At 41.1% G+C, this 14495-nt stretch carries 15 protein-coding genes; 14 read left to right on the top strand and 1 reads right to left on the bottom strand.

Going from position 1 to position 14495, the window contains the following annotated elements; genetic code table 11:
• Position 1: 1 nt before the first annotated feature.
• The 4 genes from scrK to IGJ42_RS13800 all read left to right on the top strand — a co-directional run bounded on the left by scrK (position 2) and on the right by IGJ42_RS13800 (position 3999).
• Positions 2–874 (top strand): fructokinase ScrK, encoded by an 873-nt coding sequence (gene scrK, locus IGJ42_RS13815; protein WP_196043767.1) that lies wholly within the window; start codon positions 2–4, stop codon positions 872–874.
• Positions 875–974: 100 nt separating this feature from the next.
• Positions 975–1724, top strand: coding sequence for an alpha/beta fold hydrolase (locus IGJ42_RS13810; protein WP_430615752.1), 750 nt, complete (start codon positions 975–977; stop codon positions 1722–1724).
• 107 nt (positions 1725–1831) lie between these two features.
• Positions 1832–2794 (top strand): rhodanese-related sulfurtransferase, encoded by a 963-nt coding sequence (locus IGJ42_RS13805; RefSeq protein ID WP_201688363.1) that lies wholly within the window; start codon positions 1832–1834, stop codon positions 2792–2794.
• Between the two features lie 266 nt (positions 2795–3060).
• Positions 3061–3999: a 2-dehydropantoate 2-reductase gene (locus tag IGJ42_RS13800; protein ID WP_086316570.1), complete on the top strand. Its 939-nt coding sequence runs from the start codon at positions 3061–3063 to the stop codon at positions 3997–3999.
• A 159-nt stretch (positions 4000–4158) separates the two neighbouring features.
• Here the strand turns inward: IGJ42_RS13800 and IGJ42_RS13795 are convergent, their stop codons facing one another.
• On the bottom strand, positions 4159–4908 hold the full coding sequence (locus IGJ42_RS13795) for a MurR/RpiR family transcriptional regulator (protein WP_008380325.1): 750 nt from the start codon (positions 4906–4908) through the stop codon (positions 4159–4161).
• A gap of 154 nt (positions 4909–5062) precedes the next feature.
• Between IGJ42_RS13795 and pfkB the strand changes: the two genes are divergently transcribed.
• The 10 genes from pfkB to IGJ42_RS13745 all read left to right on the top strand — a co-directional run bounded on the left by pfkB (position 5063) and on the right by IGJ42_RS13745 (position 14495).
• Positions 5063–6001 carry a 1-phosphofructokinase gene (gene pfkB / locus IGJ42_RS13790; protein WP_008380326.1) on the top strand — a complete coding sequence of 313 codons (939 nt, stop codon included), beginning with the start codon at positions 5063–5065 and terminating at the stop codon, positions 5999–6001.
• A complete protein-coding gene (locus IGJ42_RS13785; protein ID WP_429946793.1) occupies positions 5998–7404 on the top strand; it encodes a PTS fructose transporter subunit IIC in 1407 nt (468 codons plus the stop codon). Before pfkB ends, IGJ42_RS13785 begins: the two co-directional genes overlap by 4 nt.
• Positions 7401–7850, top strand: coding sequence for a PTS sugar transporter subunit IIA (locus IGJ42_RS13780; RefSeq protein ID WP_008380329.1), 450 nt, complete (start codon positions 7401–7403; stop codon positions 7848–7850). The genes IGJ42_RS13785 and IGJ42_RS13780 overlap by 4 nt, the downstream gene beginning before the upstream one ends.
• Before the next feature lie 4 nt (positions 7851–7854).
• Positions 7855–8832, top strand: coding sequence for a tagatose-bisphosphate aldolase (lacD, locus tag IGJ42_RS13775; RefSeq protein WP_008380331.1), 978 nt, complete (start codon positions 7855–7857; stop codon positions 8830–8832).
• A 558-nt stretch (positions 8833–9390) separates the two neighbouring features.
• The gene (locus IGJ42_RS13770; protein WP_008380333.1) at positions 9391–10191 is read left to right on the top strand and encodes an SDR family oxidoreductase; all 801 of its coding nucleotides are present in this window, start codon (positions 9391–9393) and stop codon (positions 10189–10191) included.
• Between the two features lie 15 nt (positions 10192–10206).
• Positions 10207–12069 (top strand): BglG family transcription antiterminator, encoded by a 1863-nt coding sequence (locus IGJ42_RS13765; RefSeq protein ID WP_429946792.1) that lies wholly within the window; start codon positions 10207–10209, stop codon positions 12067–12069.
• Positions 12066–12551, top strand: a complete 486-nt coding sequence (locus tag IGJ42_RS13760) for a transcriptional regulator GutM (protein ID WP_008380338.1) — start codon at positions 12066–12068, stop codon at positions 12549–12551. The genes IGJ42_RS13765 and IGJ42_RS13760 overlap by 4 nt, the downstream gene beginning before the upstream one ends.
• Positions 12551–13105, top strand: a complete 555-nt coding sequence (srlA, locus tag IGJ42_RS13755; RefSeq protein ID WP_008380340.1) for a PTS glucitol/sorbitol transporter subunit IIC — start codon at positions 12551–12553, stop codon at positions 13103–13105. Before IGJ42_RS13760 ends, srlA begins: the two co-directional genes overlap by 1 nt.
• A gap of 12 nt (positions 13106–13117) precedes the next feature.
• Positions 13118–14116 carry a PTS glucitol/sorbitol transporter subunit IIB gene (gene srlE / locus IGJ42_RS13750; RefSeq protein WP_016621851.1) on the top strand — a complete coding sequence of 333 codons (999 nt, stop codon included), beginning with the start codon at positions 13118–13120 and terminating at the stop codon, positions 14114–14116.
• A gap of 22 nt (positions 14117–14138) precedes the next feature.
• Positions 14139–14495 carry a PTS glucitol/sorbitol transporter subunit IIA gene (locus IGJ42_RS13745; RefSeq protein WP_016621850.1) on the top strand — a complete coding sequence of 119 codons (357 nt, stop codon included), beginning with the start codon at positions 14139–14141 and terminating at the stop codon, positions 14493–14495.

The raw sequence follows: 14495 nt of genomic DNA, 5'->3' as shown, positions 1-14495 counted from the left end.
CATGTTATACGGTTCGATTGAAGCAGGCGGCACAAAATTTGTGTGTGCCATTGGCGATGAAGAAATGACGATCAAGGAAAGAATGAGCTTTCCGACAACGACACCTGAGGAAACAATGCCTTTAGTCATTGATTTCTTCAAACAATACCAAGCAGATTTAGCAGGGATTGGGATTGGCTCATTTGGGCCCATCGATATCCATCGCGATTCTGCCACTTATGGGTACATTACCTCAACCCCGAAATTGGCATGGCAAAATTTTGATTTCATCGGTACCATGAAAAAAGAATTTCCGATCCCGATTTCTTGGACAACAGATGTCAATGCGGCTGCCTATGGTGAGTATGTCTTCGGCAGTGGCAAAGGATTGAGCAGTGTCGTTTACTATACGATCGGTACAGGTGTTGGCGGCGGTGCCTTACAAGAAGGGCGCTTTATCGAAGGGTTTAGTCATCCAGAAATGGGGCATATGCTGGTCGTCCCTCATCCAGAAGATGACTTTGCTGGCAGCTGTCCATTTCATGGCAACTGTCTAGAAGGGATGGCCGCTGGACCCGCCATCGAAAAACGCTTAGGGAAAAAAGGACAAGAGGTTGCAGAAGATGATCCTTATTGGGAAATCGAAGCCTCCTATATTGCTCAATGTGCCTACAATACAACTTTGATGTTTTCTCCAGATGTGATCATTTTTGGTGGTGGTGTGATGAAGCAACGCCATATGCTGCAAAACGTCCACGACGCATTTGCAAAATTGGTCAATGGGTATGTTGAAACACCTGAGTTAAGCAAATATATCGTGACCCCAGCATTGGAAGACAACGCTGGAACCCTCGGTTGTTTGGCATTGGCTCGAGAAGCGGTCTTACATTCATAAACGAAAAAACGGATCATACTCTTCGGGTATGATCTTTTTTTACAGCGTATCAGTGGCGCTTTTGGCGACTTTTTGTATACTTAAGCTGAGGTGAAAAAGAATGAAATTAGCTGTTCGAAAAAGAAAAATCGGAAATATTCCGGTCTTAGAAGTCGTACCTGAAGAAATGATTTATGAGCCGCTGCCATTGATTATTTACTATCATGGCTGGCAGACGAGTAAAGAATTAGTTTTGACACAAGGCAGAAAGTTGGCTAGAGAAGGTTTTCGGGTGGTCTTGCCCGATGCAGCCAATCATGGGGAGCGCAAGACCCAGCTATCGGAGATTCCTTCTTTAACTTTTTGGCAAAGTATCCAAACCAATCTATTTGAGTTTTCTTACTTAGTCGATTTTTTTGAAAAACTTGGTTTGGTCAACGGGCAGATCGCAGTTGGCGGAGTCTCTATGGGAGGGATGACCACGTGCGGTTTATTGTGCCAGCATCCAGAAATCACAGCGGCAGCTTGTATCATGGGTTCTCCTTCCATGTTGAAATACCGTGACCGCATCCAAATGCACGCTGGCGCTGCTGGGTTCTTTGTACCCGAGGATTATGGTCAGCTTTTAAGCTGGATGGATGCTTACGATCTGTCTTCTCAACCAGAGAAATTAGGACAGCGTCCTCTTTTGTTTTGGCATGGTACCCAAGACGAGAAAATTCCTTATGCTGATGTGGAAGCCTTTGTGGCAGAAAATCCAGAAGCAAATCTGCAGTTTATCTCGCGAGAAGAACGCCATCTGGTGCGTGGAGAAACGATGGATCAAGTCACAGCTTTTTTCGTGGCAGAGCTCAATCAAACCAATCCATGACACTGTTTGCTCAAAGAAAAAGATTGTGTGAAAAGGTACAAGCATAAAACTCGTTTTTTGTCACGCGATAACCTATACTGTAGGGTGCAAAAAAAGGAGGAATTGGTTTGACATACCGCGTTTTATTATTTTATAAATATACAACAATTGAAGATCCGGAAAGCTTCGCCAAGGAGCATTTAGCATTTGGAAAAGAAATTGGCATCAAGGGCCGTATTTTAGTAGCCAATGAAGGGATCAATGGCACGCTTTCTGGAACGGTTGAAGCAACAAATCGCTATATGGAAAAAATGGAAGCTGATCCCCGTTTTAAAGGGATTTTTTATAAAATCGATGAAGTAGAAGAACATGCGTTTAAAAAGCTATTCGTTCGTCCGCGCAAAGAATTGGTTTCATTGAACCTGGAAGATGACATCGATCCATTAGAAATGACTGGAAAATATTTAGATCCTAAAGCGTTCAAAGAAGCTTTGTTAGATGAAGATACCGTGGTGATCGATGCCCGTAACGATTATGAATATGACTTAGGCCATTTCCGAGGAGCCGTTCGTCCCGATATCCGCAGCTTCCGTGAGTTGCCGCAATGGATCATCGATAATAAAGAAAAATTTATGGATAAAAAAGTCGTTACTTATTGTACTGGTGGTATCCGTTGTGAAAAATTCTCAGGCTGGTTGCTGCGAGAAGGCTTTGATGATGTGGCCCAACTTCATGGTGGTATCTTTGCTTATGGGAATGACCCAGAAGTTCAAGGCGAGCTTTGGGATGGCAAAATGTACGTCTTTGATGAACGCATTAGTGTGGAAATCAATCATGTGGATAAAAAAGTTATCGGTCGCGACTGGTTTGATGGCACACCTTGCGAGCGCTATGTAAACTGTGCCAACCCAGAATGCAATCGCCAATTTTTGACTTCTGAAGAAAATCAAGCTGCCCATTTAGGTGCCTGTAGCTATGATTGTGCCATCCACGAACACAACCGTTACGTGGAACAACATGGGATCACAGAAGCGGAAAAAGCTGAACGGCTAAAAAACTTTGCAACAAAAAATGAAACAGTCACTGCCTAAAACGACAACTGTTTCACAGGAAATAATTGAATAGAAGGGTCGCACGTGAGTCCGAAAACTGGTTTAGCTCAGTCAAGTTTTCAATCTTCCGTGCGACTTTTTTGAATGGACAAAATTGGAAACAACCGTTTTTTAATTATCTGAAAAATCTAACTATTCCAATTGTTCTTTTTTCTTTCCTATCGAGAAAAAACGCAAGGCTCTCGCATATTTCATGATTTTAGAGTAAACTATACCTAATTGTGGAAGAGGAAAGAGGAATTCAGATGAAAATTGTTATTGCTGGTGCAGGTGCTATGGGCAGCCGTTTTGCTATTATGCTAAAAAGAGGCGGAAATGACGTCACGTTGATCGACGGCTGGCCGGCGCATATCGAAGCGATCCGTGAACACGGATTACGAGCGAACTTAAACGGTGAAGAGATCGCAGTCCCTTTTTCGATCTATTCGCAAAATGAGATCCCAACGACTGTACAAGCAGACTTGATCCTGGTCTTTACTAAAGCGATGCAACTGGATCAAATGATGCAAACGATCAAACCGATGATCGGAGAGCAAACGAAAGTCTTATGCTTATTAAACGGGATCGGTCATGAGGACACGATTGAAAAATATGTCAGCACGGATAAAATCTTTTTAGGAAATACCATTTGGACGGCGGACTTGATTGGTCCTGGTAATGTTCGCTTGTTTGGGGATGGTTCTGTAGAACTGCAAAATATCGAACCGGGCAAAGAAGAAGATGCCCGTCAATTAGCGGCAGTCTTGGCTGATGCTGGGTTAAATGCGTCTTATTCTGAGAACATTCGCTACTCCATCTATCGCAAAGCCTGTGTCAACGGCACACTAAATGGTTTGTGTTCGATTTTAAATGTGAATATTGCCCAATTCGGACAAACCTCAACGGCGCGTGCGATGGTCCAAACGATTGTGGAAGAATTTGCGGCAGTTGCTACCCATGAATCTGTTCAACTGGATGTATCCGAAGTAGTCCACCATATTGAGGAAACCTATGATCCAGAAGGCATCGGAATGCACTATCCATCCATGTATCAAGATTTGATCAATAATCATCGCAAAACCGAGATCGATTATATCAATGGCGCAATCTCACGAAAAGGCCGCAAGTACCAAGTGCCAACGCCTTATTGTGACTTTTTGACTCAAATGATCCATGCCAAGGAAGATATTTTAGCAGCAGAGTAAACACTTCTGCGAAGGTAATAACTCTTAAAATCGCTAGCAGTCAGTAGCGATTTTAAGAGACTGCATCCAAATCATTCAGCAAAAAGTCTTTTCGCTCGCTCATAGCAGAAACACTATGAGGGCGAAAAGACTTTTTTTATTGATTTCGAGTGAGTCTGCTTATTTTTTCTTGATGCGAATCGCATAAGAATCCAACAATATTCGAGCAATGACCGATAAGGGCAGTCGTGAGCGGACTTCATAATCAGGGAAAAAGGAAATTTCTGATTTGAAGCCAATCAAAGAAAGCTCGACTAATTCCAGCAAGCGGCTTTCTTTTGAGGCGGTGATCAAAAGCGATCCGATTTCTTTGTCGTAACAATTTTGAGCCGCGATGACTAATTCTTCGGTTTCCCCATTTAATGAAACAAAAATCACGGTATCTTCTTTGCGTAAACGCTTACTGATCGTAGTGATAATATTGGGATCAGTGTACAACTCACAATATTTATCCACCAGTTGAAATTTTGTCTTCATTTCTTCCCCAATCAATTCTGAAAAGCCCCGTGCAAAAATAACGATTCGTTTCGCGTTGTATATTTTTTGGATCGCATCTTCAATAGTGCCCGTATCCAGCATATTTAAGGTACGAATGACTTCTTGTTCATTTTTAATAATGGAGCGACGGATCTCTTCATCCACCATCTCCACGTTTGAAAAATTCAAGGTCATATTCGATTGCTCTTTTAAATGATGTTTAAAAGAGGTGTAGCCCTCATAGCCCTTTTTCTTCATGGTTCGGACGATCGTTGTCGTTGAAACATTTGCCAGTTCACTTAGTTTGATAATCGAAAGGCTCGGAATTTCTGAAAGGTTTTGCGTAATGTAATTCCATAAAAATAGTTCTGCTTCACTTAATTTGTTGTCCATCTTGCCACCTCTTATCGCTATTTTAGTGTGATTGTATCTGAAAATCAAATGGAATCAAACAAGATTGAAAATGATTTCAACAGAATGGATCGTTTTAGAAAACATGTACATTCAGAAACAGTGCATACTTAAGGTACAGCAAGGAGGAACAATTATGGGAACGATTTACACATGCACGATGAATTTAGCGATTGACTTATTTATTGAAACAGAACAGCTTTTGCCTCAAGTTGTCAATCGTACACTAGATGATGATATCCAAGCCAATGGCAAAGGGGTGAACGTTTCTCTTATTTTGAAAATGCTAGGTATTCCCAGCACTGCTTTAGGATTTAGTGGTGGCTTTACAGGAAAATATATTGAAGATTTTTTAAGCGAAAAGCACATCAAGAACGATTTTGTAGCGGTTAATGGAATGACAAGGATCAATGTCTTTACACAAGTCAACGAAGAAAACAAAGAATATAAATTGGTCAATCAAGGACCAGCGATCAGTCCAGAAAATGTGGAACGATTGTTAGCAAAAATCAAGACTCTTGTTCCAGGTGATTTTCTCTGTGTTTCTGGGAGTTTGCCAAAAGGTGTTCAGCCGACGGTTTTGATTGAGATCAGTAAAATCTGTCAGGAACGAGAAGTCAAGCTGATTATTGATAGTAGTTATAAGGAAGTTCGGGAATGTTTGCAGTATCGTCCTTACTTAATCAAACCAAATGAAGAAGAGTTAGCGACACTATTTGATGTCGCCACGATCGCACCCGAAGATTATCAGAAATACGGTCAAATGTTAATTGCAGAAGGAGCGCAAAATGTGTTGCTGTCTTTAGGAAGTGAGGGGGGGATTTTTTTAAATGAAGCAACTTGTCTGATCGCTAATGCTCCAAAAGGCAAAGTGGTAAATACAGCCTGTGCGGGAGACAGCTTATTAGGGACCTTTATTGCTGGGATGGTTCGCAAGGAGAAGGTTTCTCATACATTGAAAAGAAGTATTGCAGCGGGAAGTTCAACTGCTTTTAAAAAGGGATTGACTGACTTTTTAGATATCCCTGAATTGGAAGCGCAAATACATGTTCATAGAAAGGAAGTCCATAAATGACAAAATTTCAGATAGTAGCTGCGACGGGATGTCCGACGGGGATCGCGCATACGTATATGGCACAAGAAGCATTAGAGCAAGCCGCTAAGAAGCGAGGCATTTCGATCAAAGTAGAGACTCATGGACAGATTGGGATCGAAAATGCATTGACTGCTAAAGAGATCGAAGCTGCCGACGCAGTCATTATCGCGGCTGATAAAGATGTTCAAGCCGAACGTTTTGCAGGCAAAAAAATCATTGATGTCCCGGTAGCTTCGGGCATTCGCAATGCGGATCAATTGATCGCTGATGCCTTAGAGGGTGCAGGGAAAATCAAACAGTCGAAGCAATCTGTTCCGACCGATAAAGAAGAAGTAGCCGTCAGTGGGATTGGACATACGATCTACAAAAACTTAATGAATGGTGTCTCTCATATGTTGCCGTTTGTGGTCAGTGGGGGAGTCTTGATTGCTATTTCATTTCTTTGGGGGATTTATTCGGCTGATCCAACTTACGCTCAGTACAACGAATTTGCTGCCCGACTCAATGGAATCGGTGGTTTTGCTATGAGTATGATGGTCCCGATCCTATCAGCATTTATTGCGGAGAGCATCGCGAAACGACCGGGACTAGTGGTTGGGTTTGTTGGGGGCTTGATCGCGGCAGACGGCGGCACTGGTTTCTTAGGTGGGATCGTTTCAGGTTTCTTAGCCGGTTATGTCGTGCTAGGTCTGATGAAGGCATTGATTCTTTTACCTAAATCATTAGATGGTTTGAAAGCAATTTTTCTTTATCCTGTTTTAGGAGTCTTGATTACAGGACTGATTATGGACTTTGTGTCAGGACCGATGGCAACAATCAACGAAGCAATGATGTCCTTCTTAGCTGGTTTCGAAAACTCTAGTCCCTTTGTATTAGGAATTATTGTTGGCTGTATGTGTGCATTCGATATGGGAGGACCAATCAATAAAGCAGCTTATGTAACAGGTACTGCTTTATTGGCACAAGGAAATACTAGTTTCATGGCAGGAGTTTCGGCAGCATGCATTGCCCCACCATTGATTACAGGTTTTGCCGTTTTATTCTTTGGGAAGTATTTTGATGCAAATGAAAAAAATGCTGGATTAGTCAATTTTATCTTAGGCTCAACACATATTACAGAAGGAGCGATTCCTTTTGCGGCAAAAGACCCGCTGAGAGTGTTACCGATCATGATGTTTGGTTCTTCGATTGCTGCTGTACTGACCTATCTCTTCAAAGTGCAAGTGCCTGCACCTCATGGTGGCTTCCTGGTATTACCCGTTGTTACTCATGGTCTTTTATGGGTAAGTGCGATTTTGGCAGGATCGATCGCAGGTGGTTTGTTGCTAGGATTGGTTCAAAAAAGAAAAGTTGCCAAACAGAGAATGGACGTGAAAGCATGATTACGGAAGAATATATTTTTATCGATTCCCTCTTAAAGAATAAAGCAGAAGCTTTATCATTTCTAGCAAAAGAAAGTCGGAGACAAGGCGATGCTACGAATGCTTCAGAAGTGGAAGCAGCATTTATCCTTCGAGAAGAACAAGGCTCTACAGGCATGATGGATGGTTTTGCCATTCCTCATGCGAAGAGCAGTGTTATTAGACGACCATTTATTAGTGTAATCAAACTTAGAGAAGCAATCGATTGGGACAGTTTAGACGGACAAAAAATCCATACGATCATCGCTATGTTTATACCAGAGAATGAAGCTGGGAGTACCCACCTTACGATTTTATCTCAAGTGGCAAGGATGCTGATGAAAGAAGATTTTAAAAAAGCGATCCAAACAACTACTTCTAAAACAGCTTTACTACAAGTAATGAATCAGTATCTAGAAGGGAATTGAAAAAATGACTACGACAATGAAGCAACCGATAGCAGTAACAAAACTTTGTAATTCAAAAGGAATCATCAGTGCCTTAGCGATCGATCAAAGAGGCGCATTAAAGAGGATGCTAAGTCAATATAAAAAAGAAGTGTCGGATGCAGCGATCGAGCAGTTTAAAACCATCGTCTCTGAAGAACTAACACCCTATGCATCGGCTATTTTATTAGATCCAGAATACGGACTTCCGGCAGCAAAAGAACGCGCTCAGCAAACTGGTCTATTGATGGCTTATGAAAAAACGGGGTATGACGCAACGACGCCTGGGAGACTCCCAGACTCGTTAAATTATTGGTCAGTCAAGAAGCTCAAAGAGGCAGGAGCAGATGCCTGTAAGTTTTTACTCTACTATGATGTAGACGAAAGCGATGCGATCAACGATCAAAAGAAAGCTTATATAGAACGAATCGGTTCTGAATGTCTGGCGGAAGGGCTGCCCTTTTTCTTAGAGCTAGTCTCCTATGATGCGACCATTTCGGATAACACATCGAAAGAATACGCAACGATCAAACCACATAAAGTCAATCAAATGATGAAGGTTTTTGCGGAGTCGCGCTATAACGTGGCTGTTTTGAAAGTAGAAGTTCCTGTCAATATGAAGTTTGTTGAAGGGTTCGGAAATGAAGTTGTCTATACACAAAAAGAGGCTGCAGCATTCTTTAAAGAACAAAGCCAAATGACTGCTTGTCCATTTATTTTTCTTAGCGGGGGCGTCAGTGCGGAGCTTTTTCAAGAAACCCTCCGTTTTGCCAAAGCAGCTGGTTCAACCTTCAATGGTGTATTATGCGGGCGAGCAACTTGGGCAGATGGTGTTAAGGTATTTGCCACTAAAGGAGAAGCTGCTGCAAGACAATGGATGCAAACAGACGGTAGAAAAAACATCGAAACATTGAATGAAGTGCTAATGGAAACAGCTTCTTCTTGTCAGGCAACAACTGAATGATTTCTTTCAATGGGAATATCTGAACTTGGGGAAATAAGGTGTCAACATATGCTGGCTTCCAGACGGTTAAACGGATATCTGAGATTGACTTTCGCCGAAGTCTTCATTTGAAAAAGTCAACGAGTTGGGTCATTCTTAAGGAGCGTACTAACCAATCTCCGCCTTTTTAATACACTCTAATTTCAATCGTTTCAATTAGCTTAGGGAATTTTCCTAAGCTTTTTTTGTGGAAGAAAAAGGTAGGAGTCTTTCTTTCTTTGACTGCTTGTTATTGGAGTGGCTTTGTTGTGGAAAAATCGAGAGCAATTAGTACACAAACCATCCTTTAAAAAAGAGTGGATGGCTCCATCTAAGGAGAAGATAGGATAGAATAGAAGTCGCTTCAACATGAATTCTTTCAGTTGCAAAATAAAATTGCATTGTTTTATAAGGCAAACGGTCTGAAGATTATTCAGTGAATTCGTACACTTTTTTTCCAGATCTTTGAAAAAATCCTGTCTTAATTATTATTGGTCAACGCTTATACTGAAAGCGTAATCAAATTGTAGGAGGGAACGTATGAAAGACTGGTTAAATATAGCTGGAAAAACCGTGATCGTAACAGGAGGTTCTTCAGGAATCGGAAAGAGGATTGTCGAAAGTTTATTAGAGCAAGGGGTGAATGTGGCAAATTTTGACCTTACAGAAGCTACCCAACAACATGACAATTTGTTGTTTGTTGAAACGGATATTTCAGTAAGGGAAGAGGTGGAGTCAGGTGTAGAAAAAGTCGTTGAGCGGTTTGGAACTGTCGATGGTTTAGTGAACAATGCAGGGATCAATATTCCACGTCTTTTAGTAGATAAGAAAGATCCTCATGGGAAATATGAATTATCAGATCCTATTTTTGACAAGATGAGTGCAATCAATCAAAAGGGCGTTTTCCTAATGACGCAAACAGTAGCCCGAGAATTGGTCAATAAAAAATCTGGAGTCATCATCAATATGTCATCAGAATCAGGGCTTGAAGGATCTGAAGGGCAAAGTGCATATGCTGCTACCAAAGCGGCACTCAATAGCTATACAAGATCATGGGCAAAAGAATTAGGAAAATCAAATGTTCGAGTGGTGGGTATTGCACCCGGCATCATGGAAGAAACAGGTTTGAGAACGCCTGCCTATGAGGAGGCATTGGCTTACACAAGAGGGACGACAGTTGAAAAACTGCGAGAAGGATACACAAAAACGAGTACAATTCCTCTAGGTCGGAGTGGCAAATTGACAGAAGTAGCTGACTTGGTCTGCTATTACCTGTCTGATCGATCCAGTTATATTACAGGAGTGACAACAAATGTAGCGGGAGGAAAAACTAGGGGATAGAAATAGGGGGATAAAATGGCATTCGTAAATCGATGGTATCAAATCTTAGACTTGTTAATAACCCATAAGGATATTTCAATCATTGATTTACAGAAAAAGTTGAGCAGTAGTTCAAAAACAGTAAAGAGTAGTATTGATCTGCTTAATGAAGAACTAATTGGTATTGCGAAAATCGTGCAAAGGAAAAAGAGCTATTCGATTGAGGTAGAAGACGCTGAAGAATTTGAACTCATTTTGGCTGGAAAGTTAAAAAAAGAAACCGATTTTAACTCAGCAAGTAAACGGGTGGCATTTATCCTAAAACAATTGATCGAGGAAAAGTCATTTATTTTAATTGACGATCTGTCTGAAGCGCTAGGGATCAGTAGGAGTACTGTCTATAATGATTTTCGGATGCTAAAAAAGCTACTCAAACCTTTTGATACAGAAGTAATCGGAACGCCAAACAGAGGAATTCAGATTAAAGGAAGTGAATTTAATCTGCGTTTGCTTTACATCTATTATGTACAAGATTATTTTTATGAAAATTATTTAGAAAACGATACACAAGCAATGATCCAAAAAATCATTTCTCTCTCAGGGATTCCGCAGTATTATGGTCGTTTACTGTATAAAGTGATTTCTATTTCCATGAAAAGGATCATTGAAGGGAATTATTTAGAGACGATACCGAATTGTTATACAAATTTCATCAAAGAAGAAGAACAAATCGAGCAGTTGATCTATCATCTAGAGACCAGATACCGAGTGACTTTAAGTCAAACAGAACAGGACTTTCTCTGGTTCCCGTTAAATTTATCTGCAAATTCCTTAATTGAGCGTACGGTTGTCCCGACAGCAGTCGAACAGTACTTTAAAGCGATGCTAAAGCGAATCCATCGCACGCTCGTTTTGGATATCAATGAGAAAGTTTTGTTTTTAGAAATGAAAGAACACTTAAAGTATATGATCAACCGAATCGTGGTCCAAGCAAAATTAAGCGATTTGTTTTACGGCGAAATCGAGCGACAATATCCCTTTGCCTATGAATTAGCCAAAGTCGGTCTACAAGAGATTGAAGAAGTGGTTGGTCGAACCATACCCACAGTCGAAATCAGTTATCTAGCACTTTATTTTGAACTTGCTTTGAAAAGCCAACAAAACGAACCAGCCAAAAAGCAAATTGCTGTAGTTTGTCACAGTGGCAGAGGTACGGCGATGATCATTCGTCGTCAATTGGAACGAGTCTTAGGCAATGATATTCGCATCACCCATTTATCAGAGGAAGCCTATCAGCAGGAAAATCTGACCGATTACTTCGCCATTTTTACGACGATTCCATTAAAACATTTAGAGCAAGTGAAAAGTCCAATCATTAAATTGACCAACTTATTTGACGATCATTGGTTGCGCAATGAGTGGGAAAAAGCCGAACGCTTGCAGTCAGTAGGGAAGCAGTCGATCCTCTTACATTTTAACCACTTAGATCCTGACTTGACCTATCAAGAGAATGTCCAGTCAATGATCGCCGAATTAACAAAGGAGCATATAGTAGATGAGTGCTTTTTGGAACGAATCAGACAAAGAGAGGAAAAACATGCCACGATTTTTGATTCTGAGATTGGCTTTCCCCATGCGATCAATGATCAAACAGATAAAATCGTTCTGTCGATAGGTGTATTCAAAAGGAAATTGGTTACTCCTGAGGGCAATATCAAACTGATTTTTTTGTTAGGTATTCCAAGTGAATTGACAGGGAAAAACGAACAAGACTTGTTACGCATTTATGATGAATTATTTGCGATTGCTGGCAACGCGGATTTCAGAGAAGAAATCAGTGCCCGAGAAAATCTATTGGCATTGAAAGAATGGCTTTATCAGAAGGAGTTGATTATATGAGTTTTGTTTATCTATTTGGTATTTTTGCCTTAGGCGCCTATTTGTTACAAATTCTTTTTGGGTTAAAACAGATCAAACACTTTAATCAAAACTATCAGCAACTGCGCAAAAAAGGCAAGGTAGCGATTGGACGCAGAGCTGGGAAAATAAAAGCAGGAACGATCGTTTTATTTGCGGTCGATCCAGCAGGAATCATTCTTGATGCCAGAAAGATGCAAGGGGTAACCGTGTTGGCGAAGTTTAAAGAGCTGCCGGTCTATCTAGGAGAAGATATTCATTATATCGATAAGTACCATCCCAATGTGCAAAAAGAAAACAAGTTGACGATTCAAGCGATGGAAAATGCCAGAGAAATCTATTTGCGCACAGAAGCCGGGAACTATACCGAAAGTCAAGGAGTGTCGCCTGTAACACTGTTGAAAATACAAATACAAACATGGAAAGAGAAAATATACATGAAAGAAAAAAGGAGTGCAAAATAATGGAGTATATTACAAAATTTGCTGAAGGTTTTATGAGCCTTTTTCAAACCGGAGCAGAAACCTTTATCTCATGGATGACAGGTATCGTTCCAGTGGTGCTAATGCTGATGGTCGCCATGAATACGCTGATTGCTTTCTTAGGAGAAGAACGCGTGACCAAAGTGGCACGTTTATCTTCAAAAAATCCTTTTACTCGCTATTTGCTTTTACCTTTCCTATCTGCCTTTATGTTAGGAAATCCAATGTCGTTTACTATGGCTCGCTTTTTACCTGAATACTATAAACCTAGCTATTATGCTTCACAAGCGCAATTTTGTCACACCAGTAATGGGGTATTTCCTCATATCAATCCGGGAGAACTCTTTGTATGGTTGGGTATTGCCCAAGGAATCACAACATTAGGCTTAAACTCGATGGAGCTGGCGATTCGTTATCTGTTGGTCGGTATGATCATGAACTTTATTGGTGGTTGGGTCACCGACTTTACGACTGCTTACGTGTGTAAGCAGCAAGGCATCACTTTGAGTAAAACCGTCAAACTAGTGGCAGAATAAGGAGGAATCAAGATGACGTATAAAAGTATACGAGTAGTCAAAGGCAGCGGTGGTTATGGCGGTCCCTTAGTGATCACGCCGACAGAAGAAAGACATAAATTTATTTACATTACTGGTGGTGGTGAGCGACCTGCAATCGTTGATAAAATTGTTGAATTAACGGGAATGGAAGCAGTCAATGGCTTTAAAACATCGATTCCCGATGATGAAATTGCATTGGCAATCATTGACTGTGGTGGCACACTACGTTGCGGTATTTATCCCAAAAAAGGGATTCCGACGATCAATGTCGTCGCAACGGGGAAAAGCGGGCCATTAGCACAATATATCAATGAACAGATCTATGTTTCGGCGGTTGGGGTCGACCAAATTTCATTAAGCGAAGAGCAAGAAGCAATCACTGTCACCAATGAAGCAACAGCTCCTAAGCGGGAATTTACCTACGATACTTCGAAAAAAATCACGGAGCAAAAAGCCGAGCAACAAAATTTTATTGCCAAGATCGGGATGGGCGCCGGGAAAGTCGTTGCGACCTTTAACCAATCTGCACGAGATGGGGTTCAGACGATGATCAATACCGTCATTCCCTTCATGGCATTTGTTTCCCTGTTGATTGGGATCATTCAAGGGTCAGGCGTTGGAAATTTCTTTGCGAATGTAATGGCGCCATTGGCTGGCAATATTTGGGGATTGATGATCATTGGCTTTATTTGTTCCTTGCCATTTCTCTCCCCGTTACTTGGACCAGGGGCAGTGATCAGTCAAGTGATTGGAACTCTGATTGGGGTCGAGATCGGTAAAGGAACGATTCCACCTCAACTTGCTCTACCTGCATTATTTGCGATCAATACTCAAAATGCCTGTGATTTCATTCCAGTTGGGTTAGGATTAGAAGAGGCAGAAGCGGAAACGGTTGAGGTTGGGGTACCTTCTGTTCTTTATTCTCGTTTCTTAAATGGTGTACCACGGGTCTTCGTAGCATGGCTTGCAAGTTTTGGACTTTATAGTTAAATCAGTATAGGAGGAAGCAGAAATGGCAGTTTTTACTACGACAGTTCTTTCAATCGGTGTGGAGGCAGAATTATTTCGCGAAGAAAATATGATCATTCTTTTTGGCAAAGATGCACCGGCAGCATTAGCTGACTATTGTTACAATATTGAAGTACAGCCAATGAATGGCACGATTACATCTGAACAAAAATTATGGATCGATGATCAAAGCTATCAAATTACCTCGGTAGGTGATGTGGTATCAAGGAATTTGCAAGAGTTAGGACACATCACGATTAAATTTGATGGCAGTTCGACCTCTGAATTACCAGGCACACTTTATGTAGAAGAAAAAACGATCCCTGTGATTGAAAAAGGAACAAAAATCAGTATTAAGTAA

The organism is Enterococcus sp. DIV1067f, from assembly GCF_050543505.1.
In the GTDB taxonomy this organism is placed as follows: domain Bacteria; phylum Bacillota; class Bacilli; order Lactobacillales; family Enterococcaceae; genus Enterococcus_D; species Enterococcus_D entomosocium.
The sequence above is the reverse complement of the archived record's forward strand: the minus strand, read 5'-3'. Positions and strand labels throughout refer to the sequence as shown.